The following is a 23,435-nucleotide window of genomic DNA, read 5'->3' as shown; positions in this document are numbered from 1 at the left end:
GGGGCAATCGGTGCGCGTCTGCTGATATGTACGGTAGCGTACAATCGTGCGCCAAGTCTCTTAGCTCAAGCATATGCTTGGCTCGCACAATGCGCGCTAGGAGTCTGAGATGTCGACTGCACCACGCTTTGTAGAACCTGTCGTGATGGATCGCCCACACAAGGCCCACCGCTTCGATGTCTATTCGCCCAAGCTGAGACGTCAGGTGACCCTGTTCGGTCGCAACGTACTGGATCTGTGGACGACGCTCGAGGGCAGTCCACAGGTACTGAGCTCCTGTGAGCGGCCCATGAAAATTCCAGGCGCTTCCAGGCATCGGTGCTTCGACTTCTGGGTTCGCCGCGCTGATGGGGAAGAGCTGCTCGTGCTGCTCAGGGAAAGCGAGCGCGACGGGGCCAGTCCGAAATCCAAACACGAGATCTTGGCCAACCTGGACGGCACCACGCTCGACGGTGCCCTGGTCCGCTGTCTCGACCCAGCACATATGGCCGACCACGCGATCGCCCTGGCCAACTGGGGCAGCATGATCCGCGATCTGTCGGCGTTCGAGCGATTCGTACCACAAACCTTGTGCAAGGACTTGGCCGCCACCATCGCGCATCCAAAATCAATACGCCAGCTGCAGGAGGAGTTCGCGCCTCACGACAGCACGACCATCAGGATAGGCATCTATCTGCTCCTGCATCGTGGCCAGGCCGTATGCAAGCAAATCGCGACGCACAGGCTCGGACCGGAACACATCATCGAGGCGCCATGAGTGAGCACAGTTTGGAGCGCTTCGACCGCCGAACGCTGAGTCTTGAAGCGCCGCTCATCGAGTTTTGGCCCTCAGCCGACCCGACCCACCTACAGCACGACGAGCAGGTTGCCTTTCACCGGTTGAGTCAAGCCGTTGCCGAACTATTTGGTCAACCCGACATCCCCGTTGCGCACATCCTTGCCAAGCACAGCGTGGGGAAGTCAGCGCTGTATCGCGCCGCGCGCCGCTGCTTGCGCTTACACCCAGATGGGCGCATCTATGGTTTCCGAGCTGTGCTGCCATTTCAACATGTAAAAGACTACGAGCGGCAAACTGTGGTCGAGCCCACGCCTTACTCAACCTCCGGCTGTGCAGGCGCCTTTACCCAACTACTGCGAGATTACCCGGGCATCGAAAAGGCTCTTCGAAAGGCCATCAAGGCTCGAAGCAAGAAGGCCGCGCTCGGGCGACAGGTCCGCCAGCCCATCTACGACATCCACGCCGAGTTTGTCGCAGCATGTCGGAATGCGGGTATCACCGCCGAGCGGTATCCGCTCAACACCAAGCGCGTGGCCTTTCGCTCTCTGCACACCTATGTACTGAGGACTTCACACGAGGACTTTGCCATGGCTGTTTCTCACTCTGGCGGTACCAAGACCCGTGTCAGGGCGACCGACGACGTCCAGGCGCCGGCGGCCACACGTGCGTTCGAAGTAGTCGAATTCGACGGACACAAAATGGATTTGCGGCTCGACGTGCGGCTGATCGATCCTATGGGGATGGAGCAGGTACTCGAACTGCATCGCATCTGGATCATCGTCGCACTCGATGTGTTTTCGCGCGCAGTACTCGGCTACCACATCGCCCTCGGCATGGAGTACAACAAGGATGACGTCGCGGCCGCGCTCCAGTCGGCGCTGGTACCCGCGCCACCACGGACCTACACCATTCCGGATTTGCAGCTGAAACCAGACGGCGGCTTTCCGTCGACCGTAATTCCTGAAACGGCCTATGCCTGCTGGGATTGGTTCCGGATGGACGGGGCGAAATCGCAGCTGGCAGGGGACACACTGACGCGCTTGAACCGCATTGTCGGCTGCTGGACCGATAACGGCCGGGGCGGCGATCCCAATGCCCGCCCGCATATCGAGCGCTTCTTCCATCTCATCGCCCGCCACTTCGCACATCGGCTTCCGGGCACTGTCGGGAACTCACCGGAGTCGATCGAACGGGCTTTGGGCGAGCCCGAAGGAAACACTCGGCTACGGGTCGAGCTGACCGAACTGGAAGACATGATTCACGTGCTGATCGCCAATTACAACGGCACCGCACACGCTGGCGTCAGCGGGAAGACACCGCTGGAAGCCATGGCGTTCTCGGTCAAGGCGCAAGGCGGTTTTCTTCGCACCGTGCCTGCCCCTTTACGCAGCAACCTGTGCCTGATGCAGGAGGCGCGCGTCGTCGTGATCAAGGGATCCACTAGCAAGGGCATCAGACCGCACATCAACTTCGCGTACGTTCGCTATACCAGCCATGCACTCTCGGGAAATGCGGCTTTGATCGGGAAAAAACTGCGGATCTATTACGACGTACGCGATATTCGTGCTGTGAAGGCGTTCTTCGAAGACGGGGCCGAACTGGGGATATTGACGGCTGCGCGCCCATGGAACTTCACGCCACATTCGCTTCGTGTAAGACAGGAAATTCATCGTTTGACCGCTGAGCGAAAGCTGCGGCTCGATCCGGATGAGTGCCCTACACGTGCCTGGGCAAAGTACAAATGGAAGCAGGCAAAAACCAGTACCCGTGCCGCAAACGGTCTCGCGAAAGTCAGGGACACTGTTCAGAACGACGTCATCGGAGACAGCGCCACCGACCAGGTTCTCGAGTCGAGCGGTACTGCACCTAATGTCGAAGTGACGCTGCAAGAGCCGGCCCAGCTACCGGATCCGGTACAGCCCAAACCCAAGGCGATGCAGATCCGTCGTACGTTCGTTTTTTAGGGGTGCTTTCATGTCCGAGTCCTTTGTTCGCCCAATCGATACCAAGCTTCACCCACTGATCCGGCATCAATATATGCTCGCCACGCCCAGCATCGATGCGCTGATGGCCAAGGTCAAGCGCCTCGTTCGCAACCACACACCTGGAGCGATTGTGTTCGCGGATCCGCGCGTTGGAAAGACCTACGCGATCCGCTACGTGAAAAACGCGTTATGTGACGAGTATCCCGGTGTAGTCTGCCTGAGCTGGGGAACAGAGAACAAGATCAAACCATCGGAGGACGCGTTCTTTACCACGTTGCTGGAAGCCGCAGGTCATCCGGAAGCACTCAAGGGGAATTCGACGCGTAAACGGCGCCGGCTGATCGAGCGTCTGACCGAACTTGTAGATGAGTCTGGACACAACTGGCTGATCATGTTCGCCGACGAGGCCCAGCGGCTGGGCACGATCGAATACGAGTGGCTGCGCGACGTGCACGATTGCCTCGAGCGCAAGGGCATCCGGATGATCACGCTGCTGGTCGGGCAGCCGCAGCTGCTGAACCAGAAGTCGGCGTTCAGGCAGAGTAGTCAGAGCCAGATTATCCTGCGATTCATGGTGGGTGAGTTGCGGTTTGACGGCTTGACCGACGCCGACAGTATCGCGACGTGTCTGCAAGGTTATGACGAAGCGACTTTCCCGGAAAACAGCGACTGGACGTACACCCGCTTCTTTTTTCCACGCGCTTATGCAAACGGATTTCGGCTAGTCGACCAGGCGCTTTCTGTCTGGCAGGCGTTCCAGCGCGCCCATTCGAAGGCGCTGCCAAACCTACCCATCGAGATACCGATGCAGTACTTCGCTCATACAGTCGAGATCGCATTGGAAGAGGGCATGAGTCTGGATACCGCCAACTTCGCTTTCACGCCGGCGATGTGGGACTTGGCGGTGGCGGAATCCTTCTATTGCAGTGCGTTGGAGGAACTGCACTTGGGCATGCCTGCAAACTGAGGACGAGCCATGCGTGCTGGGCAAATCATTCTCGACACCTATATGCCGCAGCCCCAGCAGTGGTGTTGGCGACGCGACTGGCACGTAAAGTGGGAGTCGGCCTGGACACTTTTCTGGAAGTTCGCATATCTCAATCAGATGGCCACGAGTGACCTAGCTCGTCTGGTCATAAGCCGCCAATGCGGCAAACGCTCTGCCATTCTCGCCAAGCCACAAGTCGATCTGCGCGACGGCGCTGTATTCGACATTGCGGTGCTCGCTTCACTCTTGCGCGTCGACCAGGGAACCGTTCGCGAGGCATTTCTCTTCAATATTGCACCCGGCAGCGTGCTCGATTCCAGCGATTGCCTGAGGTGGTGTGTGACGTGCATGAGTTCAGGGTTCCACAGTCCACTGTTTCAGCTTCGTCATACCCGTTCCTGTCCGCTTCATGGACAAATGCTGGTCGACCGTTGCCTAAATTGCAGAGGGACGATTCCATACAAGCTGACGAAGACGTTTAGTAAGCAACCCTTCACCTGCCCACATTGCGGCTTCGACATGGCACCGACAATTCGGGAGGATCGGCCAAAGATATTGCGACTCCAGGCGCATGAAGAGGCATTGCTGGCAGATCCGCTGCGCTTTCATCGCATCGCCGCAGGCGCCGAACTGATCAATACTACGGATGCTCGCAATCTCTTGAAGCACGCCGCCAGGTTCGGAATCACCGCTGTCCGGCACGAAGAAGTGGAAATCACATCGAGCTATGCAGGATTCCTCACCCAGGTATTAAAGGACGTAGTTCCGGGGGCGCAGGTCAAACGGCTTGGTGGACGAACGCAGTACATAACCAGGCATGAGTGTGGGTGTAGCCATCTTTGCGATTTCCACGACGACGAGGATAGTGACGAGGCGGACGATACAACGTCGCTGAAGACCGAATCCACGGTAGCGTCCGATTCGGCAGAGTGCCTTGCACGCTTGCTGGACACTTACAAAGCCCTTCGCAGGCACTTGTGGCGACATGTCCTGAAAAAGCACCAGCGTTGTATTCGTAGCGCGGCGAAGTCTCTCTGGTGGAACATGCATGGAAAATCGACAGTCGACTTCTGTCCGTATGCAATGGCATTCCTCAGGTGGCGCATGTTCTGGGAAGGCTGCTGCGCGCCGCGGTATCTGTATGTGCCGCCGACGAAGGATCTGTATGGCATCGTTGGGTGGCATCTCGCCAGGCCCGAGACGATCCCGTCGCACTGGTCAAGAACAACGAAGGCCTGGGTTGCCTGCCATGTGTTCGCCGCCTCTGCCATGGATTGCTTTGGCGTACTGATGCGCTGGTCGGACCAGGCGGACAGCAAGGCAAGCATACGCTGGGACCAACCGATGAGCCCCGTTAACTATTCGAGCCTGTGGGCCGTGGCAGGTCGCGACTGCAACGACAAGCCAGCGGTGGTCTATGTACGAAGCCCACCGCCTGAGCGCCTGCGTACACCACCGGCGACGTTCACACAATCACACTGGCACTCACACCGCGCACAAATCGCTCAACTCGTTCCATAGCGTGTTCTGGCGACTTGTAAACCGAGAGAGAATCGCCTGCAGCGCCCGAGCGCCGCATCGCTGGATCCGGTCGTGCCTATCGTGGCGGACTCCACTGTGCTTCAAACGCCAAGACATCCGGCCGGACCTGTTCGGTTTGTCTGATCAGGTCAAGTGCCTCCTGCTCGGTATAGATCATCGTGGTACCGATGTCACGATGGCCTAGCCAGGCGGCGACACTACGCATGTCTTCCCCCTGCATCAGCGCGGCTTTAGCGAAGGTATGACGCAGCCAGTGGGGCGATGCTTGCTCGAGCTGCGTCTTCCGATCGTGATCGCCGATCGACTCAAGGAACGTCGCCGCGGCGCCCAAGCGCTGCTTCACGACATAGTACAAACCGTGGCGTGAGGTGATGGCTCGCCATTTGCCGAAGTCCCGCCGCGTAGAAACAGTTTTCAGTGGCACGCCCCGGCCGGTAGTGGCGTTGCGTTGCGTCCTTGGCGACAGTAGTAGGGGTGTTGTATCGGCAGGGCCGGGCAAGGCCTGCAGGCCGAACGCTTCGCGGTAGGCCACCAGGGCCTCGAATACCTGCCGGGTGACGGGGATCTTGCGTTCAAGGCCGCCCTTGGCTGTTTCCATGGTCACGTGCATGATCCAGTAGGACCGTCCCGACTTCGGATCAGACAGTCGCCGGAACGCGCCCATGCTCGCTTTGACCAACTCGCTCGAGCGCAGGCCTAGCTCGCGCAAGGCGATCAGGAGGAAGCGGTCACGCACATGCCGCTGCCGTGCTTCGAACGTATCTTTCGTTTGTTCTTCCATGGTCTCGAGCACCAGGTCGAACAGGTCGAGCGATACCGCGCGGTTGGCGTTGATCTTTCTCTCCGTTCCCGCGCCGTGAAAACCCATCGGGTTGGCCTGTATATAGCCGACTTCCCGCCATGCACGAAACAGCGCGTGCACGCACTTCTGGATGTCGGAGCGGCTGCTTGCCGAGGGTACGCACCGAAATGGCGTGTATCCGGCTTCACCCAGTTCGGCGTAGCGGCCGGCATAGTCGCGTTCACACAATGCGTGCTCGGGAAGCTCCTTCAGGAAACGATAGAAGGCGTCGACGTCCTGGACAGTCCACTTGGACGGCAGGTTCATGCTTACGTTTTCACAATACCAGCGCAGTTTTGCCAGGTGCTGCCGGTACGCTGTCACGGTCAGCGGGGAATTACGGCGTGGCCGGTTCGCGATCGCTTGCAGCCAGACTTCAGCGGCGTGCCAATCATCGGCCACTACACCAAGCGCGTTGCTGACTTCCAGGCCTGAAGCAGGTACCAGCTGCCCAAATGCGTTTGTCATCGAAATCCTTTGTTCCTTGCTTTGTCCTGTTCACTGACCAGCCGACGCATCGCGTCAAGCTGCTGGAGGTCACGCTGCCGCTGCAATTCGAGATCGACGCAGCGGTCTTTCCAATGGCGCACTTCGCCACGCACTTCTTCGATCGACATCAGGGCGAACCGCCGGTTGCCATCCGCGCTTTCCTGGACAACACGTAGCTGCTCGAGAAGTTTATCGTTGGCCTGACGCTGGTCGCTGAGTTCGCGATCAGCGATCTCGGCACGCTGCGTCGAGAGGGCCAGGTCGGTAACCAGTTGGGCCGCGGTGGCGCGAAGGGCCCGTAATTCGCTTTCGCACTCTGCGAGCCGGTTCTTGAAAAATTCAACCTGGCTTGAACCCGTCGCTGTATCGGCTACCGGCAAACTGGCCAGCCGCTGGTCCAGCTCGTCGGCGATGACGGTTCGAATCGCCTCCGTAAATCGCTCGCGCTGAACGTCATCGAGTCCGGCGGCACGCTCGAGCTGCTCGGCAGTGTCCATGATGCGTGCCCGTTCGCTGGCGATAGTTGCAGTCGATGGTCGCCGCGCCGGCGCATAGGCGCGCAGGAGCCGCTGGTAGATCATCGGACTGAAATAGCTGCCGGTCGCGTCGTGTACGGCCTCGATAAAGGCGCCGACGAAGGGACGATGGTTACTGGTGTCGAGAGGAATGTCCTGGTCGAGCACCGCGACGCGCTGGGCGATGCGGCGGGCTTGATCGTCGGGCAGGCGGAAAGGAGGGCGGCTCATCGGGTCCAGTTAAACATAACGTACAGGTATCATAACAAGTATATTTATGACTTACAATTTACACTACTCAACATAGCCCGCGTTATGTTGAGTAGATTTGCCGAACGGTTTCAGCGTTTCACGGGCGCGTTTTCGCGACCGAGACCTGACGGGAACGGGCCAGCCCAACCAAGGAAATAGATTTCATAATGGCAATAAAATAGAATGGTTCAGAACTAGGACGCACGCCAGCTGGCGCAGCGGGCGTAGCTCAGCGACAAAGTGACGTCAACATCGGAGCCAAGCGGCTGGGCGGATTTGTTGACGATGTTCTGGACAGGTCAAAGATAAGTTCCGCAGGTAAATAGACCAGCGGCCAGAATCGGCACGTTTTCTGTGACACGTCACGGCATCGCAGGCGATCGCTGTCGAGGACGAACGCTGAGGCCCGATGCTGGCATGCCAATACACCCTGGCTGGCCTCTGTCCGCAAAACTAGACGACGGGCCGCGCAAACCCGACGGCTTCGAAAAATTGTCGAGAGACCGACAATGAACAGACGTTGATGTGTGAACGACTGAGTTCGGCTTGGCCAAGCGCTGGCTTTTCGCTAGGATTATGGGAGTCCAGTACCCTGGCGCCAAAGCGAATCAAGAACACTGGCCGCCGAGCTCTTCTGACAGGAGAGAAACGGGCAAAAAAATACCCGCCGGGAGGCGGGTTGAATCTATTTTCCTGGAGGAAGATAGAGGAGACATAAGCATCATGCTGCATCGCACAAGGACTGTCCAATGACGGTTCGTGATACCTGAAATGCGTCCAACCCATGTCTCATACGACTACGCAGCAAACTCGACATTACCAAAAATATTGTCGATTTGAGAGTGTCAAGTTCGAAGTGGATAATATTAAGGAATACGTTAAGATGCTGATGCATCGCATGTTACATATGTCATTACTTCTATAATGTCAGATATTTGGGGCGCCTGTCTTACGCGGTCTCGTCACTCTTCCGTAATGCCGGCTAAAGCTGCGACAACTTTCACTCGACAAGCCGGCCCCCCCTTGAAAGCCGATCGAAAGAGGCTTTACGGCATAACCTGTCATTCTTCGTCCCGAATGACGCCCGAAGTGCCCCCTCCCCGTTCATCCACCCAGCCTTTCGCTGATCGGCCTTAGTAAGGACATGGAACTGGCGCGTTTTCGACGTGGCATCCACATCTCCATTGCCGGCGACGGAGCGCGGCTCGTGTCAAGGCACTTGGACGAAATGAATGCAGAGCATCAGCACTTGATTGCGCCGGGCTTAGGGATCACGAGCGGCGCGGTGGTTGACGGCGCCGTCCGATGGCCTTCCTGTCGTTCTCATCCTCTTCAAGCACAAACAATCTATTTATTTATATAAATATTCCAGGCTGCGCGCGGCCTGAGGCGTCATTATGTTGATTCCGTTGTCGCTCGGCCTGGCAGTCGGCATGATCCTGTCGCTCATAGGCGCCGGCGGAGGCATATTTGCAGTTCCATTGCTCGTGTTCGGAAGCTACATAAGCGTCGCACAATCCGGCCCGATCAGGCTGATGGCCGTAGGGATGGCGGCGGCGCTGGGCGCCATCCTCGGGTTGCGCGCCGGGGTGGTGCGCTACCGTGCAGCGCTCCTGGTTCCCAGCGCGTTCCAAGCGTATTCTTTGGGTAGAAGCTGTCGTACTGCTGGCGTTTGTCGTACTCGCCGCTTGGCTAGCGTCAACGTCGCCTCCCGGCGAACAGATGTGAAGCGTCCGAGTAGTCGTCGCTGATTCACGCTGGATAGCCGGCCCTTACAGCTGTCTTCCACAAATCCGCGCGCCATCGCCGCTGGATGATTCAAAGCGAGCCGGCTTTTACAGCGTCGAGCCACGTTTTCATGTCGCGACGACGATCGCGTGGGCCAGCGGATGCTCGCTATTCCGGTAACGCTGGCCGCGATGCGCGGTACGTCCTGCGCGCTGCCATCGGGGGCAGCCATACCCGAATGAGACGTTGGGCTGCCCACGGTGAGCATGCCGGTCTTGTCCGTGATGAAGGTATCGATTATGAGCAGGTCCCTAATCGCAGCGGCATCGTAAACAGATCGGCACGAGGATCAAGATGAAATTATCGGCTATCGCGTCAGCCGGACGCTGCATCGGCGCACGCCAGCGCAGAGCGTGAGCTAAGCTGCTTCGTTCCACGCCTGCATCGGCAATATACGAAAAAAAGTTGCGCGAGAACGGAATAAAAACACGACCGGACTCGTTTATCCATACGAGAACATGTTTCTCGCGGCCTTTTTTAGCGATATTCTGACTGGAAGCCCATATGACCATCAAGCACATCATCTTCGCAATCGCCTGTACAGGCACCGCCGCACATGCCATGGCCGGCCCGGCGCTGGACGCCGCGCAAGCGCATTTCACCGCAATCGGCGCCGCGGACCGCGCTGCCATCCTGCGCGATTATGCCGACAACGCGCGGCTGATCTGGGTGGGCGGGCCGCTCGACGGCAGCTACGACGGGACTGCATCCATCGGCGCGGTATGGGACAAATTCAATGCCGCCGCCGGCCCTGCGCGCGTTACCGTCCTGAACGCGAGCGAGTCGGCTAATCCGAAAGGCGCTACCGTGACGGCTGCCGTGCAATTCGACGCCAAGGTCCAAGTCAAGGTGCGATACGTACTGACCTACCGCGACGGCAAGCTGGTGAACGAAACCTGGCAGGTCGACCCTAAACTGGCGGCCGGCGGCTACTGAGCCGGCGCGCCGATGTCCTTCGTGCCGGACGATCCCGCCGACCACCTGCTGGCCTGCCTGCCGCGCCTGCGGCGCTATGCCCGCGCGTTGGTCGGCGATCGCGCCGCCGCCGACGACCTGGTGCAGGATACGGTCGAACGCGGCTGGACCGCCCTGTCCGGCTGGCGGCGCGGCAGCGATATGCGCGCCTGGCTGTTCTCGATCATGCACAACCTGCGCGTCGACCAGGCCCGGCGCGGCGCCCTGGACACCGAACCGCTGGACGACGACACGCCGTTGCCGGCCGCGCAGGAACACGTGAGCGCCGGCCTCGAACTGCGCGACCTGGACGCCGCGCTGCGCCTGCTGCCCGAAGAGCAGCGCGAAATCCTGCTGCTGGTCGGGCTCGAGGACATGCGCTACGAAGACGTGGCGCGCCTGCTCGGCGTCCCGGTCGGCACCGTGATGTCGCGCCTGTCTCGCGCGCGCGAGAAATTGCGCGCGTTGATGGACGGCCGCGCGCCCGTCGTTCCATTGAGAGTCGTGAAATGAGCATCCTACCGATCACCGAAGCCGATCTGCACGCCTACGCCGACGGTCGCCTGGCGCCGGCCCGGCGTGCCGAGGTCGACGCCTACTTGGCCGCGCGCCCGGACGACGCCGCGCGCGTGCGGGCGTGGATCGGTCAGAACGACGCGCTGCACGCGCTGTTCGACCCCGTGCTCGACGAACCGCTGCCGGCGCGCCTGGCCGCGCCGCTGCGCGCCCGCCCCGGCCTGCGCGACGTACGGCATTGGCCCTGGCAGGCGCTGGCCGCCGGCCTGGCGCTGGCGCTGCTCGGCGGCGGCGGCGGCTGGAGCCTGCGCGGCGCCGCCGAACGCGATCATCGTCTGGCGTCGATCGAGGCGGGCGCGCCCTTCCCCCAGCCGGCATTCTCGGGCCTGGCACACCAGGCTGCCATCGCCCACGTGGTCTACAGCCCGGACGTGCGGCGCCCGGTGGAAGTCGGCGCCGACCAGGAAGACCAGCTGGTGGCATGGCTGTCCAAGCGCCTGGGCAGCAAAATCCATCCACCGCACCTCGGCAAGCTCGGCTACGAACTGATCGGGGGGCGCCTGCTGCCCGGCGCCAGCGGGCCGGTGGCGCAATTCATGTACCACGACGGCGCCGGCCAGCGCCTGACGTTGTACGTCTCGACCGAGCAGGCGCAGAACAAGGACACGGGCTTCCGGTTCGCCAAGGAAGGCCCGGTCAACGTGTTTTACTGGATCGACGGCAAATTCGGCTATGCGCTGTCGGCCGGCATCGACAAGGGCGAACTCGCGCGCGTCGCGACCGCCGTCTACGAACAACTGGAGGGACCCGTTTGAAACCGATGTATTTGCTTGCCGCCTGCCTGTGGGCCGGCGCCTGCGCCGCCCAGGACATGCCGTTCATGCCCGCACACATGCACGCGCATGCGAGCACGATCGCAAGCGCCGCCCCGCCCGCCTTCGTCGCCAGCAGCGCCAAGCCGTACGCGGCCCTGGCCGACGACGCCATGGCCGTGATGGACGACGACATGCGCCGTGCGCCGATGAACGGGGACCCTGGCCACGACTTCGTCACGATGATGATCCCGCATCACCAGGGCGCGATCGACATGGCCAAGGCCATCCTGGTGCACGGCACCGATCCGGAATTGCGCAACCTGGCGCAAGGCATCATCGCTGAGCAACAAAATGAAATCAATGTCATGCGGGCCTGGCTGCAACGCCACGACGCCGGCACGACCACCCATACCGATAAGGAAGTCCATGCAACGCACTAAATTTGCCGGCACCACCATCCGTGCCGCCGCACTCGCCATCGTACTGGCCGGCGCCCTCACCCCCGCCCACGCCCTCCCAAGCGCCCAGGACCGCGTCTACACCGCCGACCAGAACAGCAACACGGTCTCGGTGATCGACCCGTCCACCAACACCCTGCTGGGCCAGATCCGTCTGGGCAACCTGCGCCCGGACGTGCTCTCGCCGCTGTACAAGGGCGAGGTCAACGTGCACGGCCTGGGCTTCTCGCCGGACCACAAGACGCTGATCGCGATCGCCAACGGTTCCAATTCCGTCACCTTCATCGACACCGCCACGAACAAGGTCAAGGGCGTCACCTACATCGGCCGCTCGCCGCACGAAGGCTTCTTCACGGCGGACGGACGCGAGGTCTGGGTGGTGGTGCGAGGCGAAGACTATATTTCCGTCATCGACCCGGCCACCTTCAAGGAAACGCGTCGCATCCAGACCACCGGCGGGCCTGGCATGGTGATGTTCCACCCGGACGGCAGGCTGGCCTTCGTCGTCTCGAGCTTCAACCCGGTGGTCGATGTCGTCGACGTCAAATCGCACCAGGTCGTCAAGCACATCCCCGTGACCAGCCCGTTCTCGCCCTTCCTGCAATTCTCGCCGGACTTCAAGGAAGTGTGGATGACGCACAAGGACGTGGGCAAGGTCACCCGAATCGACGTCGCGACGCAATCGGTGAAGGGCGTGATCGACACCGGCCTGATCACGAACCACCTGGCGTTCGCGCGCACCCCGGCCGGCGTGCGCGCCTATGTGACGGTCGGCGGCGAGAACGTGGTCAAGGTGTACAGCACCGGCGACGCGCCGGCGCTGGTGGCGACCATTCCCACCGGCGCCCTGCCGCACGGCGTCTGGCGTTCCGACGACGACAGCCGCGTCTACGTCGGCCTGGAAAACGGCGACGGCGTGGACGTCATCGACACCGCCGCCAACAAGGTGGTGGCGCACGCGCCGGTGGGCCAGGCGCCGCAGGCGCTGGTCTACGTCTCGCACGCGGTGCCGGCCGGCGCCGGCACGACCAACCTGGTGCCGCGCGCCAACGCCGAGCCCGTCAACATCGCACTGCGCCCGGCCGGCGGCGGCGCCACCGGCTTCGTGGTGGCGCGCAACCTGGGGCTGACCGATGCGCTGGAGGTGTCGTTGTTTTCCCTGAAGCCGGACACCGTGTATTCGGTATACGCGAGCGGTCAGGCGATGCCGGTGGCGCGCTTCAAGACCAATCCGAAGGGCATGGCAAACGGCACCGCCATCGGCCCGATGCGCGAGGTTGCGAGCGCCCTGTCGGCCAAGGATCCCGGCGCCAGCCGCATCCTGGTGATGGAAGGCGATGCGCCGGCCGACCCGGCCAAAGCCGTCCTGGCAAGCGTGCGCTAGAAACACGGCTCGGCCGCCGGCCCGATCAGAACAGCGAGTGCCGGCCTTCGTCGCTCACGGCCGGCATGTCGTACCGACGGCGCACGTGCATATCCGCGTCGAACTCGTAGACGACCGGCGTGGCGTTCGGCACGTCGAGCGTGGCGATGTCGTCGTCGCTCATTCCTTCCAGATGCTTGATCAGCGCGCGGATGGTGTTGCCGTGCGCCTGGATGACGACGCCCCGTCGCTCGCGCAGCGCCGGCGCCGCCAGCTCTTCCCAAAACGGCCGCACGCGCCGAACCACATCTTCCAGACTTTCGCTCAGCACGATCTCGCCTGCCCGGGCACCGCGGTTACGCGGATCATCCGCATACGCGCGCGCATCTTGCAGCGCCATCGGCGGAGGCGCCACGGCAAACGAGCGGCGCCAGGCGGCGACCTGCGCCGCGCCGTATTCCCGTTCGGCCGTCGCCTTGTTCAGCCCCGTCAGGGCACCGTAATGGCGTTCGTTCAAGCGCGGGTCCGGCACAATCGGCAGCCACATGCGGTCCATTGCTTCGCAGATGATCCATTGCGAGCGGATGGTGCGCTTGAGCATCGATGTGAACGCGACGTCGATCGCCACGCCCGCCGCGCGCAGCGTCGCGCCCACCGCCCGCGCCTGCGCCATGCCGAGCGGCGTGAGGTCGACATCGGTCCACCCCGTGAAGCGGTTATCGGCGTTATAGGCGGACTCGCCGTGGCGGATCAAAATCAGTCGGTGCATGGCGCCTCACTCCTCGGATCGGCTGCGTCCCGGCCGGGTCGCGCGCAACCCCCGGACGAACTGGGATAGAGTAACCGCAAACTTATCCGGGCACGCGTTCGATGCCGGCTTTCACCCTGGAAATTCTTATGAATCCTGCCATTCAAGACATCCATGCGCGCGAGATCCTCGACTCGCGCGGCAACCCGACGGTTGAAGTCGACGTGCGCCTGGTATGCGGCGTCGTCGGTCGCGCCGCCGTGCCTTCGGGCGCTTCGACCGGCATTCATGAAGCCGTCGAACTGCGTGACGCCGAGCCGCGCCGCTACGACGGAAAGGGCGTGAAGAATGCCGTCGCCCACGTCAATGGCGAGATCGCCACCGCCGTTGCCGGCAAGGACGCGACCGACCAGAAAGGCATCGATGCCCTTCTCATTGCGCTGGACGGTACGCCGAACAAAAGCAGGATGGGGGCGAACGCCGTTCTGGGCGTGAGTCTGGCTGTGGCGCGCGCTGCCGCCGCGGCGGCGGGCTTGCCCTTGTTCAGTACCCTGTCCGCGTCGCACGCTCCACGCATGCCGGTACCGATGTTCAACATCCTCAACGGCGGGGTACACGCCAATTGGCAAGCGACCGATTTTCAGGAATTCATGATCGCCCCCGTCGGCGCCCCCACGTTCGCCGAGGGCGTACGCTACGGCGCCGAGATCTACCATCGCCTGCGCACCATCCTCAAGGAGCGTGGTTACAACACGGCGGTCGGGGATGAGGGCGGCTTCGCGCCTATCCTTAAGCGCAACGCCGAGGCCGTCGAATTAATCCTCGAAGCGATCGAAAAGGCAGGCTATCGACCCGGTGACGACATCGTGCTGGCGCTCGATCCGGCGTCGTCCGGCTTTTACGAGGACGGCCTGTACCACCTTCGCAGCGAGGGCCGTAAGGTCGATGCGGCCGGGCTGGTCGACCTGTACGAGGGATGGATCGAACGCTATCCGATCGCCGTGCTGGAAGACGGATTGGCGGAGGACGACTGGGCCGGCTGGCGCATGATGAACAAACGGCTGGGCAAAAAGGTCGAACTGGTTGGCGACGATCTGTTCGTGACCAACGTCAAACGCATCGAACGCGGAATTCAGGAAGACGTCGCCAATGCCGTTTTGATCAAACCGAACCAGATCGGCACCCTCACCGAAACGCGCGCCGCAGTCGAACTGGCCTACCGTGCCGGTTGGGGCGCCATGGTCTCCCATCGCAGCGGCGAAACGGTCGACAGCTTCATTGCCGATATGACGGTCGGATTCGGTACAGGACACCTCAAGACCGGGGCACCTGCGCGCGGCGAGCGCGTGGAAAAATACAACCAGCTGATGCGCATCGAAGAAGCGATGGGTCGAGATGCCTCTTACGCCGGCCGCGATGCGTTCGTGCGCGGGTAGGTTGAAAACAGCTTAGCCCGATGACGCGCCTGGTTACACGCATCGTCGTCGTTCGTCATGGCCACGTCGATGGCATCGATCCGCCGCGATTTCGTGGATGCGCCGAATTCCCGCTCTCCGAACTCGGACGGCGCCAAGCGGAGGCGCTGGGACGGCGCGTGGCGCGTGGCTGGCAGCCGGATGCCATTTACACCAGCAATTTATCCCGTTGCATCGATACGGGCACGGCGATCGAGCGCGCAACCGGCGCGCCTGCAAGCGTTCTCGGCGAGCTCGCCGACATCGACTACGGCCAGTGGCAAGGTTTGACGCACGATCGTGTCGAGTCCTTGTGGCCCGGGCCGGCACGGATGTGGTTTTCGAAACCCGACATGGCCTTGATACCCGGCGGCGAGACGCTCGCACAGGTGTTGGTACGCGTCATGAGTGTCCTCCATTTCGTGCTTTTGAAACACGCCGGCCAGACCGTCGTCCTGGTCGGGCACGACAGCGTCAACCGTGTGCTGTTGTTGCATTGCCTTGGGCTTTCTCTCAGTCATTATTGGCAACTCCGGCAGACGCCTTGCTGCGTGAATGAATGCACGTTCGAGGACGATTCGTTCGTCATCCAACGCATTAACGAAACCGGTCACCTGATTGGCGTTTAAACAAGGAAATGGCGGGAAGACGAGTGGATCGAAGTTTTTACAGCAGGTTAAAAGGTCGAATTCGGCGTCGCCTGCGCTCAGGACGCCGCGCGATGATTTGGCGGAACAAGCAAACCTTGCTATGATTGACTTTAATTGGAGATGGCATTCCTCCCGTAACCGCTCAATCCCGAGCTGATGATGCCTACCTTTCCCGGCCGGGAAGGTAGGCGCATGCCTCGATCCGGACCAGCTGGGCTCACTCACTGGACCGATGAAACCTGATCACACACCCGAACAAGTCGAGCTTTTGCATTACATGGCGAAGTGGCTGCTGCTTTCCGTCATCGCGGCCGCACTCGCCGGCTCCGCGTCCGCATTCTTCCTGTTTGCACTCGAGCGCGTCACCCAAATCCGTGTCGCGTCACCGCAGATCATCTGGCTGCTCCCCCTGGCCGGGTTCGCCGTGGGGTGGATCTATCATCGCCTCGGAAAGGATGTCGAGGCCGGCAACAACCTGATCATCGACGAGATCCACGACCCGAAGAAAACGATCCCGCTGCGGATGGCGCCGCTGGTCCTTGGCGGTACCGTGCTGTCGCACCTGTTCGGCGCATCGGTAGGTCGCGAAGGCACGGCGGTGCAGATGGGCGCCACGCTGGCCGACCAAATCGCCCACATGTTGCGTCTGGACCGCGATACACGCCGGGTACTCGTCATGGCCGGCATGAGCGCCGGCTTCTCATCCGTGTTCGGCACGCCCGTGGCGGGCGCGATCTTCGGCCTGGAAGTACTGGCGATCGGCCGCATGCGCTACGACGCGATCCTGCCCTGCATCGTCGCCGCCATCGTCGCCGACCGCGTGGGACTATGGTGGGGTATCCACCACACACATTATGTGCTCGGCGCGGTACCGGCTGTCGGTACGACCGGCCTGGTTGCGGTCGTCGTCGCCGGCATCGCGTTCGGCATGGCAGGCATGCTCTTCGCGACGCTGACGCACACGTTGAGCGACACGGCCAAGCGCCATGTGCCGTACGGTCCGGCACGCCCCCTGCTGGGCGGCGCAATCGTCGCCCTGGCGGTCTGGCTGAGCGGGACACAGCGCTATATCGGTCTCGGCATTCCGGTCATCGTCCAGGCGTTCCAGCAGCCGCTGGGATTCGAAGACTCGATCGGCAAACTGGCGTTTACCGTCGTCTCACTCGGCAGTGGCTTCAAAGGCGGCGAAGTGACGCCGCTGTTCTATATCGGCGCCACGCTCGGCAACGCCCTGGCGCCGTTGCTGCACCTGCCTTTCCCGCTACTGGCCGCGCTCGGCTTCGTCGCCGTGTTCGCCGGCGCCGCCAACGTGCCGCTGGCGTCTACCGTCATGGCCATCGAACTGTTCGGCGGCGAGATCGCGCCGTACGCAGCGCTCGCCTGCGTCGTCAGCTACCTGTTCTCGGGGCACACCGGCATCTACCGCGCCCAGCGCATCGGCCGGGCCAAGCACCGGCGCGCGCTTCCCGAGGACCTGCGTCTGTCCGAACTCCATGCCTACCGTGCGCGCGAACGCGCGAGGCCGGCAGCGCAGCGTCCTGAACAGTGAGCCACACGATGAACGATTTTGCCGTCCTGCGCCTGTACATCCCGATGTCGGCCCGTGCCCGCGCCACCCGTCTGTGGCACCATCTCAGTCCCCCGCAGCTCGCCCACCAACTGCTGACGCAGGCACGCCGCGCCGGCATCCGCCAGGCGTTGCTGTTCCATGTCGGCAGCGGCTACCTGCCGGGTGAGAAGCCATCCCACGCCCACGTGGAAGGAACGGCAGGGCGCCACCCGCAATGCGTCGAACTGGTCGATACGGAAGAAGCGCTTCGCGCGTTCCTTTTCGAACACCATGCGCAACTGCACGCGGTGCAGGCCGTGCTGTTGCGATGCGAGCTGCCGCTCGCAACCGAGGGCAAGGCGACGCACGCAAGCGCCGGTTAGCGGCGCATCAGTAATGCGGCCGTCCCCATGCCGAGCGTGCACATGACAAGCGAACCGGCAACGTGCAGCAGCACTGCACCGGCTGCCATGGCCAAGCGGCCGGCGCGCAGCAGGATCACCGCCTCGCCGGCGAAACTCGACATGGTCGTCAAGCCGCCAAGGAAGCCGGTGACGACGAACAACCGGATCTCGGGCGCGAGCGACGGCGTTTCGGTTAGCCAAGGTATCGCCACCCCGATGATGTATGCGCCCACCAGATTGACAAGCAGAGTACCGGGTGGAATCTCCGGAAACAGCGAATTCAAAGCCACGCTCGTCCACCAGCGCACGAGCGCTCCCAGCGCAGCGCCGGTGGCGACTGCGAATACGGAAGAAAACTCCATCGATGTCCCATTTGTAATGTACCTTGCCACCTTAACACGGCACTATGGGCAGCCGCACCCGGCTATACTCCATGCCCATGTCTTTCCATTCCCTTGCTCGTTTCGATCCATCCGTTCGTCTTGCACTGCGTGCGCTATGCTCGGCACATGCCGGCCCGGTCGACCTGGACCTGGGGCGAGGCGAATGCATCGCCATCGTCGGTGAATCCGGTTCCGGCAAGAGCGTGTTGCTGCGCATGATCGCGGACCTGATTCCCAACGAGGGCACGGTGCTGCTGGACGGCGCACAGCGCGCAAGCTGGACGGCGCCGGCATGGCGTTCGATGGTAGTCTATCAAGCAGCCGAGCCGGCCTGGTGGGACGCGACCGCGCGCGCGCACCTTCCGGCATCGGAGCAGAAGCGGGCGCAGGCACTGGCCGATGCGCTGAAACTGCGGGCCGCTGCGCTTGATACCGACCTGGAGCTGCTGTCGACCGGCGAACGCCAGCGCCTCGCGCTCATCCGTTCCCTGGCTTGCCGGCCCCGTGTCCTCCTGCTAGACGAGCCCGCTTCGGCGCTCGACGCCGCCTCGACCGCAGCTCTCGAAGCCCTACTGCGTTCGGAACTCGAACGAGGCACGTCGGTGTTGGTCGTGACGCATTCAGAAGAACAGGCCGAGCGCCTCGGGCAGCGGTGCCTGCGTATGGCGAGCGGCCGGCTCGAGGTGGCATGAGCCAGATTGCACTGTCGGCGTCGGACATGGCGCTCGCGGCCAGTCTGGTCGTATTCGATGCGGCGGTTTCGATCGCCTTCGGCCTGCGCCTGCATCGGCCCTTGCTTGTCGCCAGTCTGAGGATGGTGCTGCAGTTGCTGCTCGTCGGCCTCGTGCTGCGCATCGTATTCCGTTCCGACGCGCCGGCGCTGACGCTGGCCATCGCCTGCCTCATGATCGCCGCTGCCGCGCGCGAAGTCGCAACGAGGCCGACGCAGCGCCTGGCCGGCTGGGGCAACTACCGTATCGCGGGCGCAGTGGTAGCGCTGTCGAGCCTGGCCACGGTGGTGCTGGCCCTGATGACGGCCATCCGCCCCACGCCCTGGCACGACCCGCGCTATGCCATCCCGTTGATGGGCATCGTGCTGGGCAGCGTGCTAAATTCGGCAAGTCTGGCCCTCGACGCTTTCCTCGGCGGCGTGGTTGTGTCGCGCAATCAGATCGAAGCCCGTTTGGCCCTGGGTGCATCCTTGCGCACAGCGCTTGCGCCGCTGATGCGCGATGCGGTGCGTAAAGGCCTCATCCCGGTCATCAACCAGATGTCCGCGGCGGGTATCATCACGCTGCCGGGCATCATGACCGGCCAGCTCCTCGCCGGCATGGATCCGCTCGGCGCCGTCGAATACCAGATCCTGTTGCTGTTCCTGCTGGCCGGGAGCAGCGGACTGGCCGCCGGCGGCGTGGTCTGGCTGGCCAGCCGCGCACTTGGCGACGACCGCGACAGGCTGCGGCTGGACCTCTTGGCTTAGTTATCCGGCCGCTTCCTGGTCCGCACCATGTCTTCGAAGGCGGCGACGGCGCGGCTGCGATGCCGCTGGGCGTGGCGCAGCATCGAGAAGCTGCGCGCCGGGAGCGCGCAGTGCGCCCGTGCCAGCAAGCCGGCCTGCACATGCGGCGCCACGACCAGTTCCGACATCGCGGTGGCAAACGGTCCCGCCATGACCGCACTGCGCACCGCCTCATTTGAGGGAAGTTCGAGTGCGATCTGCAGATTGACGACCGCCACGTCGAGCGCGGCGAGTCCGGTCTCCAAAGCGGACCGCGTGCCCGAACCGGCTTCACGCAAAATCCATTGTCCAGCTTCCAGTTCTCTGGCCGTCAGCGTCCTGCCGTCGGCCCAGGGATGATCGGACGCAACCACAACCACCATATTGTCTTCGCCGACAGTCTCCTCCTCCAGGCCGGTCGGTTCTATGTTTCCCTCCACAAAACCGAGATCGGCGCCGCCTTGCAGCACGGCCTCGGCGACGCTCTCGGTATTGCCCGCTTCCATGTGCAAATCGATTCCCGGCCATGCTTGGCGGAAGCGTACCAGCAAGGCCGGCAGCCAATAGCTGGCGATGGTCTGGCTGGCGTGGATCGTTAGCGACCCGCGTCTGAGCTCGCCCAAATCGGCCAGCGCCGCCTCGGCTGCCTGGGCGCTCGCGAGCGCGCGGCGTGCTTCGACGAGAAAAATTCGTCCCGCGTCGCTGATTTCGATGCGCCGGCCGACACGGTGAAACAGCGCCGTTCCGTATCGCTCTTCCAGCGACTTGATGGAAGTGCTGACCGCCGAAGGGGTCAGGAAGAGAACGGCGGCGGCCTGGGTAAGGTGCTGGCGTTCGGCGACCTCGACGAATATACGCAACTGATCCAATGTCATCGTTCAATATTTTAGAAAGATATGTTCGTAATTTTAAAATAGACCAAACAATTCAGTACAGCGATACTTATTACATCGACGTATATGAATATGAGAAAAATAATGAAGAATCAAGTGAACAATTTGTCCGCCGCCGTTCCCGGCCTGTTGCTTTGTGCTGCGGTGACGGCAGCTGCCTATCTGCTCGAAGTGGCCGAAACCCACGTGTTCGGCCGCGCTTGGCTCGAAAGCCTGGTGCTGGCCATTCTCATCGGCACCGGTATCCGCACCCTGCACCGCCTCGACCCGCGCTTCGATCCAGGCATCCATGTCGGCGCCAAACTGCTGCTCGAGATCGCGGTCGTGCTGCTGGGCGCTTCGGTCAGTGCCGGTGCGCTGCTGGCCAACGGCCTCGGCCTCATCGGCGGTATCGCGGCGGTGGTCGTGGTTGCGATCGTGTTCAGCTATTTCATTGGGCGCAGCGCGGGCCTGCCGCAGAAGATGGCGATCCTCATCGCATGCGGCAATTCGATTTGCGGCAATTCCGCGATCGCTGCAGTGGCGCCGGTGATCGATGCCGACGGCAAGGACGTCGCCGCCTCGATCGCCTTCACCGCCGTGCTTGGCGTGGGCGTCGTATTGGGCCTGCCGCTGCTGGTAGGACTGCTGTCGTTCACCCCGGTGCAGTATGGCGTGTTCGCCGGCTTGACCGTCTATGCGGTGCCGCAAGTGCTGGCGGCGACCGCATCGGTATCGGCCGCGAGCGTCCACATCGGCACCCTGGTGAAACTGGTGCGCGTGTTGATGCTGGGTCCGGTCGTGCTGGTCTTGTCGATGTTCGGACGCGGTAGCGGCCGGGCACGCCCTGCGCTGTCGCACCTCGTGCCGTGGTTCATCGTCGGTTTCCTGCTGCTTCTGGTGCTGCGTTCGATGGGCTGGATTCCGCAGGCTGCACTGGCGCCTGCCCACGACGCGGCGAACTTCCTGACCATCATGTCGATGGCGGCCCTCGGACTGGGCGTCGATGCCCGCGCCGTACTGCGTGCCGGCGCCAAGGTGGCCTCGGTGGTAATCGGCTCACTCGCAGGATTGGGCGTGGTCAGCTTTGCTCTGATCAAGTTGCTGGGTGTATAGGCACAGCGCCCTCTTCCCGACTTATATTTATGCCAACTAAAAAAAGGAAAAATCCAATGAAATCATATCTCTGTCATAACACCGCTCGCCGACTCGCTGCAGGCGCGATGTTCGCGCTCATGACAGGCATCGCCTGTGCCGCACAGCCGGTACTGGTGTACGGCCCCGGCGGTCCCGCGCCGGCGATGAAGGAAGCGGCTGCCGCCTTCGAGCAGGAGCACGGCATCAAGGTGACAGTGACGGCGGGCCCGACACCGGGCTGGATCGAACGCGCGAAGCAGGATGCCGACGTGATCTACAGCGGCTCGGAAACCATGATGACGGACTTCACCGTTGCGATGGGCGGCCGCATCCAGGAAGCCAGCATCACGCCGCTCTACCTGCGTCCGCTGTCGATCCTGGTTCGTCCGGGCAACCCGAAGCATATCCATGGCGTCGCCGACCTCGTCAAACCCGGCGTGCGCATCCTGGTCGTCAACGGGGCTGGCCAGAATGGCGTTTGGGAGGACATGGCGGGTAGGAAAGGCAATCTCGATACAGTGCGCAAGATCCGCACGAACATCGCCAGCTATGCTGCCAACAGCGCGATCGCGCGCGACACCTGGACCAGCCGCAGCGACATCGATGCATGGCTGATCTGGAACATCTGGCAGGTCTCCAACCCCAAACTCGCCGACGTCGTGTCGATCGAACCGGATTACGCGATCTACCGCGATGCCGGCGTCGCCCTGACCGAGCACGGCAGCGGCAACCCGGCTGCGAAGCAGTTCGTCGATTTCCTGCAGTCGCCGCAGGGCAGCGCGATTTTCACCAAATGGGGATGGCAAAAATGACGGCGCGCGTCCTGCCATGACCGGGCAAGCGCAGGAACGCAATCTCGACGACCCGGAGGAAGTTACGCGCCGCTACCGCGAACGCCATACCGCGCCAGTGGCTGCGCTCAACCGCTGGGTCGAAAGCCACGCCGGCGGCATGCGCGAGATGCCGTGGTTCGATCCGCGCGATGGCGGCACCTTCGCCCGCATCCTGGTCCTGCTGGAAGCGCCGGCGCGCCAGGCGATGCGGCCGCGTTTCGTGTCGCGCGACAATCCCGGTCCGGCGCAGCGCAACCTCAAGCTCTTCCTGGCGCAGGCCTGCGTGGCGCGCGAAGAGACGGTGATCTGGAACACGGTTCCCTGGCTGCCGCCGGTCGATGGCCCACCGATGCAGCTGCGCGCCGGCGACATCCGCGCCGGCATCGCGCTGCTCGACGACGTCCTCGGATTCTTGCCGGAGCTGCGCGTCGTGGTGTGCGCGGGACGCACGGCCAGGCGCGCCGAAGCGTCCATCCGCGCCAGCCGGCCCGATATCCAGGTGCTGTCGATGCCACATCCGAGTCCGCTCGCTGTCTGCGCCGGCCCTCACGTAGCGCGGCAGATCGTGGACACGCTGGCGCAGGCGCGCGGGGTTGCCGGCGCCTGGCGCCGTACCACCTAAG

The 23,435-nt window shown here is 62.6% G+C and carries 23 protein-coding genes and 1 riboswitch; of the genes, 18 read left to right on the top strand and 5 right to left on the bottom strand.

Annotated features, from left to right (window positions below):
* The first annotated feature begins 109 nt into the window (after positions 1 to 109).
* The 4 genes from ACI1V7_RS26905 to ACI1V7_RS26890 are packed head-to-tail and all read left to right on the top strand — an operon-like array spanning position 110 to position 5,272.
* Entirely contained in the window at positions 110 to 757 is a 648-nt protein-coding gene (locus ACI1V7_RS26905) for a hypothetical protein (protein WP_404535421.1), read from the top strand.
* Positions 754 to 2,742 (top strand): hypothetical protein, encoded by a 1,989-nt coding sequence (locus ACI1V7_RS26900; RefSeq protein ID WP_404535419.1) that lies wholly within the window; start codon positions 754 to 756, stop codon positions 2,740 to 2,742. The genes ACI1V7_RS26905 and ACI1V7_RS26900 overlap by 4 nt, the downstream gene beginning before the upstream one ends.
* Positions 2,743 to 2,752: 10 nt before the next feature.
* Positions 2,753 to 3,730, top strand: coding sequence for an AAA family ATPase (locus tag ACI1V7_RS26895; RefSeq protein WP_288067471.1), 978 nt, complete (start codon positions 2,753 to 2,755; stop codon positions 3,728 to 3,730).
* A 9-nt stretch (positions 3,731 to 3,739) separates the two neighbouring features.
* On the top strand, positions 3,740 to 5,272 hold the full coding sequence (locus tag ACI1V7_RS26890) for a hypothetical protein (RefSeq protein WP_404535416.1): 1,533 nt from the start codon (positions 3,740 to 3,742) through the stop codon (positions 5,270 to 5,272).
* Positions 5,273 to 5,348: 76 nt separating this feature from the next.
* On the opposite strand, the gene ACI1V7_RS28380 is transcribed toward ACI1V7_RS26890, so the two are convergent.
* Positions 5,349 to 6,602, bottom strand: a complete 1,254-nt coding sequence (locus ACI1V7_RS28380) for a tyrosine-type recombinase/integrase (RefSeq protein ID WP_425593031.1) — start codon at positions 6,600 to 6,602, stop codon at positions 5,349 to 5,351.
* On the bottom strand, positions 6,599 to 7,369 hold the full coding sequence (locus ACI1V7_RS26875; RefSeq protein WP_404535415.1) for a hypothetical protein: 771 nt from the start codon (positions 7,367 to 7,369) through the stop codon (positions 6,599 to 6,601). Before ACI1V7_RS26875 ends, ACI1V7_RS28380 begins: the two co-directional genes overlap by 4 nt.
* A 2,313-nt stretch (positions 7,370 to 9,682) precedes the next feature.
* Here ACI1V7_RS26875 and ACI1V7_RS26870 point away from each other — a divergent pair.
* Genes ACI1V7_RS26870 through ACI1V7_RS26850 form a run of 5 tightly spaced genes read left to right on the top strand, consistent with a single transcriptional unit; the run spans position 9,683 to position 13,305 of the window.
* The gene (locus ACI1V7_RS26870; RefSeq protein ID WP_141839142.1) at positions 9,683 to 10,114 is read left to right on the top strand and encodes a nuclear transport factor 2 family protein; all 432 of its coding nucleotides are present in this window, start codon (positions 9,683 to 9,685) and stop codon (positions 10,112 to 10,114) included.
* 12 nt (positions 10,115 to 10,126) lie between these two features.
* A complete protein-coding gene (locus ACI1V7_RS26865) occupies positions 10,127 to 10,645 on the top strand; it encodes an RNA polymerase sigma factor (RefSeq protein ID WP_141839144.1) in 519 nt (172 codons plus the stop codon).
* Complete coding sequence (locus tag ACI1V7_RS26860) at positions 10,642 to 11,463, top strand: anti-sigma factor family protein (protein ID WP_141839146.1); 822 nt, start codon at positions 10,642 to 10,644, stop codon at positions 11,461 to 11,463. Before ACI1V7_RS26865 ends, ACI1V7_RS26860 begins: the two co-directional genes overlap by 4 nt.
* A 56-nt stretch (positions 11,464 to 11,519) precedes the next feature.
* Entirely contained in the window at positions 11,520 to 11,903 is a 384-nt protein-coding gene (gene copM, locus ACI1V7_RS26855; RefSeq protein WP_370457380.1) for a CopM family metallochaperone, read from the top strand.
* Complete coding sequence (locus ACI1V7_RS26850; protein WP_141839147.1) at positions 11,890 to 13,305, top strand: YncE family protein; 1,416 nt, start codon at positions 11,890 to 11,892, stop codon at positions 13,303 to 13,305. The genes copM and ACI1V7_RS26850 overlap by 14 nt, the downstream gene beginning before the upstream one ends.
* 25 nt (positions 13,306 to 13,330) lie before the next feature.
* Here the strand turns inward: ACI1V7_RS26850 and ACI1V7_RS26845 are convergent, their stop codons facing one another.
* On the bottom strand, positions 13,331 to 14,053 hold the full coding sequence (locus ACI1V7_RS26845; protein WP_141839148.1) for a 2,3-bisphosphoglycerate-dependent phosphoglycerate mutase: 723 nt from the start codon (positions 14,051 to 14,053) through the stop codon (positions 13,331 to 13,333).
* A gap of 128 nt (positions 14,054 to 14,181) precedes the next feature.
* On the opposite strand from ACI1V7_RS26845, the gene eno reads away from it, so the two are divergent.
* The 4 genes from eno to ACI1V7_RS26825 all read left to right on the top strand — a co-directional run bounded on the left by eno (position 14,182) and on the right by ACI1V7_RS26825 (position 18,068).
* A complete protein-coding gene (gene eno, locus ACI1V7_RS26840; protein WP_141839149.1) occupies positions 14,182 to 15,468 on the top strand; it encodes a phosphopyruvate hydratase in 1,287 nt (428 codons plus the stop codon).
* Positions 15,469 to 15,488: 20 nt separating this feature from the next.
* A complete protein-coding gene (locus ACI1V7_RS26835) occupies positions 15,489 to 16,115 on the top strand; it encodes a histidine phosphatase family protein (protein WP_141839150.1) in 627 nt (208 codons plus the stop codon).
* Positions 16,116 to 16,243: 128 nt separating this feature from the next.
* Positions 16,244 to 16,309: riboswitch (Fluoride riboswitch) on the top strand.
* 59 nt (positions 16,310 to 16,368) lie between these two features.
* On the top strand, positions 16,369 to 17,685 hold the full coding sequence (locus ACI1V7_RS26830) for a voltage-gated chloride channel family protein (protein ID WP_141839151.1): 1,317 nt from the start codon (positions 16,369 to 16,371) through the stop codon (positions 17,683 to 17,685).
* 8 nt (positions 17,686 to 17,693) lie between these two features.
* The gene (locus ACI1V7_RS26825; RefSeq protein WP_141839152.1) at positions 17,694 to 18,068 is read left to right on the top strand and encodes a DUF190 domain-containing protein; all 375 of its coding nucleotides are present in this window, start codon (positions 17,694 to 17,696) and stop codon (positions 18,066 to 18,068) included.
* Here ACI1V7_RS26825 and crcB read toward each other — a convergent pair.
* On the bottom strand, positions 18,065 to 18,451 hold the full coding sequence (gene crcB, locus ACI1V7_RS26820) for a fluoride efflux transporter CrcB (protein ID WP_141839154.1): 387 nt from the start codon (positions 18,449 to 18,451) through the stop codon (positions 18,065 to 18,067). The genes ACI1V7_RS26825 and crcB overlap by 4 nt on opposite strands.
* 71 nt (positions 18,452 to 18,522) lie before the next feature.
* On the opposite strand from crcB, the gene ACI1V7_RS26815 reads away from it, so the two are divergent.
* Both ACI1V7_RS26815 and ACI1V7_RS26810 read left to right on the top strand, forming a co-directional pair.
* The gene (locus ACI1V7_RS26815; protein WP_229217788.1) at positions 18,523 to 19,164 is read left to right on the top strand and encodes an ABC transporter ATP-binding protein; all 642 of its coding nucleotides are present in this window, start codon (positions 18,523 to 18,525) and stop codon (positions 19,162 to 19,164) included.
* Entirely contained in the window at positions 19,161 to 19,952 is a 792-nt protein-coding gene (locus tag ACI1V7_RS26810) for an ABC transporter permease (RefSeq protein WP_141839156.1), read from the top strand. The genes ACI1V7_RS26815 and ACI1V7_RS26810 overlap by 4 nt, the downstream gene beginning before the upstream one ends.
* On the opposite strand, the gene ACI1V7_RS26805 is transcribed toward ACI1V7_RS26810, so the two are convergent.
* Positions 19,949 to 20,845: a LysR family transcriptional regulator gene (locus tag ACI1V7_RS26805; RefSeq protein WP_141839158.1), complete on the bottom strand. Its 897-nt coding sequence runs from the start codon at positions 20,843 to 20,845 to the stop codon at positions 19,949 to 19,951. The two genes, ACI1V7_RS26810 and ACI1V7_RS26805, sit on opposite strands and share 4 nt — an antisense overlap.
* A gap of 102 nt (positions 20,846 to 20,947) precedes the next feature.
* Here ACI1V7_RS26805 and ACI1V7_RS26800 point away from each other — a divergent pair, with 102 nt between their 5' ends.
* From ACI1V7_RS26800 to ACI1V7_RS26790, 3 genes are read left to right on the top strand one after another with little or no spacing between them, the layout of a single operon-like run.
* A complete protein-coding gene (locus tag ACI1V7_RS26800) occupies positions 20,948 to 21,958 on the top strand; it encodes a YeiH family protein (RefSeq protein WP_141839160.1) in 1,011 nt (336 codons plus the stop codon).
* Positions 21,959 to 21,987: 29 nt separating this feature from the next.
* Complete coding sequence (locus ACI1V7_RS26795; RefSeq protein ID WP_404535409.1) at positions 21,988 to 22,791, top strand: substrate-binding domain-containing protein; 804 nt, start codon at positions 21,988 to 21,990, stop codon at positions 22,789 to 22,791.
* 16 nt (positions 22,792 to 22,807) lie between these two features.
* On the top strand, positions 22,808 to 23,434 hold the full coding sequence (locus ACI1V7_RS26790) for a uracil-DNA glycosylase (RefSeq protein ID WP_141839164.1): 627 nt from the start codon (positions 22,808 to 22,810) through the stop codon (positions 23,432 to 23,434).
* Position 23,435: the final 1 nt, after the last annotated feature.

Origin of the sequence: Massilia paldalensis (assembly GCF_044901715.1) — a bacterium.
GTDB classification, from domain to species: Bacteria; Pseudomonadota; Gammaproteobacteria; order Burkholderiales; family Burkholderiaceae_D; genus Telluria; species Telluria paldalensis.
This window is presented reverse-complemented; position numbering and strand designations above follow the sequence as displayed.

What these genes read in the sequence shown, in the direction of transcription:
- ACI1V7_RS26905 (WP_404535421.1), top strand. Translation starts at nt 110, where the DNA reads ATGTCGACTGCACCACGCTTTGTAGAACCTGTCGTGATGGATCGCCCA.
- ACI1V7_RS26900 (WP_404535419.1), top strand. Translation starts at nt 754, where the DNA reads ATGAGTGAGCACAGTTTGGAGCGCTTCGACCGCCGAACGCTGAGTCTT.
- ACI1V7_RS26895 (WP_288067471.1), top strand. Translation starts at nt 2,753, where the DNA reads ATGTCCGAGTCCTTTGTTCGCCCAATCGATACCAAGCTTCACCCACTG.
- ACI1V7_RS26890 (WP_404535416.1), top strand. Translation starts at nt 3,740, where the DNA reads ATGCGTGCTGGGCAAATCATTCTCGACACCTATATGCCGCAGCCCCAG.
- ACI1V7_RS28380 (WP_425593031.1), bottom strand. Translation starts at nt 6,602, where the DNA reads ATGACAAACGCATTTGGGCAGCTGGTACCTGCTTCAGGCCTGGAAGTC.
- ACI1V7_RS26875 (WP_404535415.1), bottom strand. Translation starts at nt 7,369, where the DNA reads ATGAGCCGCCCTCCTTTCCGCCTGCCCGACGATCAAGCCCGCCGCATC.
- ACI1V7_RS26870 (WP_141839142.1), top strand. Translation starts at nt 9,683, where the DNA reads ATGACCATCAAGCACATCATCTTCGCAATCGCCTGTACAGGCACCGCC.
- ACI1V7_RS26865 (WP_141839144.1), top strand. Translation starts at nt 10,127, where the DNA reads ATGTCCTTCGTGCCGGACGATCCCGCCGACCACCTGCTGGCCTGCCTG.
- ACI1V7_RS26860 (WP_141839146.1), top strand. Translation starts at nt 10,642, where the DNA reads ATGAGCATCCTACCGATCACCGAAGCCGATCTGCACGCCTACGCCGAC.
- copM (WP_370457380.1), top strand. Translation starts at nt 11,520, where the DNA reads ATGCCGTTCATGCCCGCACACATGCACGCGCATGCGAGCACGATCGCA.
- ACI1V7_RS26850 (WP_141839147.1), top strand. Translation starts at nt 11,890, where the DNA reads ATGCAACGCACTAAATTTGCCGGCACCACCATCCGTGCCGCCGCACTC.
- ACI1V7_RS26845 (WP_141839148.1), bottom strand. Translation starts at nt 14,053, where the DNA reads ATGCACCGACTGATTTTGATCCGCCACGGCGAGTCCGCCTATAACGCC.
- eno (WP_141839149.1), top strand. Translation starts at nt 14,182, where the DNA reads ATGAATCCTGCCATTCAAGACATCCATGCGCGCGAGATCCTCGACTCG.
- ACI1V7_RS26835 (WP_141839150.1), top strand. Translation starts at nt 15,489, where the DNA reads ATGACGCGCCTGGTTACACGCATCGTCGTCGTTCGTCATGGCCACGTC.
- ACI1V7_RS26830 (WP_141839151.1), top strand. Translation starts at nt 16,369, where the DNA reads ATGAAACCTGATCACACACCCGAACAAGTCGAGCTTTTGCATTACATG.
- ACI1V7_RS26825 (WP_141839152.1), top strand. Translation starts at nt 17,694, where the DNA reads ATGAACGATTTTGCCGTCCTGCGCCTGTACATCCCGATGTCGGCCCGT.
- crcB (WP_141839154.1), bottom strand. Translation starts at nt 18,451, where the DNA reads ATGGAGTTTTCTTCCGTATTCGCAGTCGCCACCGGCGCTGCGCTGGGA.
- ACI1V7_RS26815 (WP_229217788.1), top strand. Translation starts at nt 18,523, where the DNA reads ATGCCCATGTCTTTCCATTCCCTTGCTCGTTTCGATCCATCCGTTCGT.
- ACI1V7_RS26810 (WP_141839156.1), top strand. Translation starts at nt 19,161, where the DNA reads ATGAGCCAGATTGCACTGTCGGCGTCGGACATGGCGCTCGCGGCCAGT.
- ACI1V7_RS26805 (WP_141839158.1), bottom strand. Translation starts at nt 20,845, where the DNA reads ATGACATTGGATCAGTTGCGTATATTCGTCGAGGTCGCCGAACGCCAG.
- ACI1V7_RS26800 (WP_141839160.1), top strand. Translation starts at nt 20,948, where the DNA reads ATGAAGAATCAAGTGAACAATTTGTCCGCCGCCGTTCCCGGCCTGTTG.
- ACI1V7_RS26795 (WP_404535409.1), top strand. Translation starts at nt 21,988, where the DNA reads ATGCCAACTAAAAAAAGGAAAAATCCAATGAAATCATATCTCTGTCAT.
- ACI1V7_RS26790 (WP_141839164.1), top strand. Translation starts at nt 22,808, where the DNA reads ATGACCGGGCAAGCGCAGGAACGCAATCTCGACGACCCGGAGGAAGTT.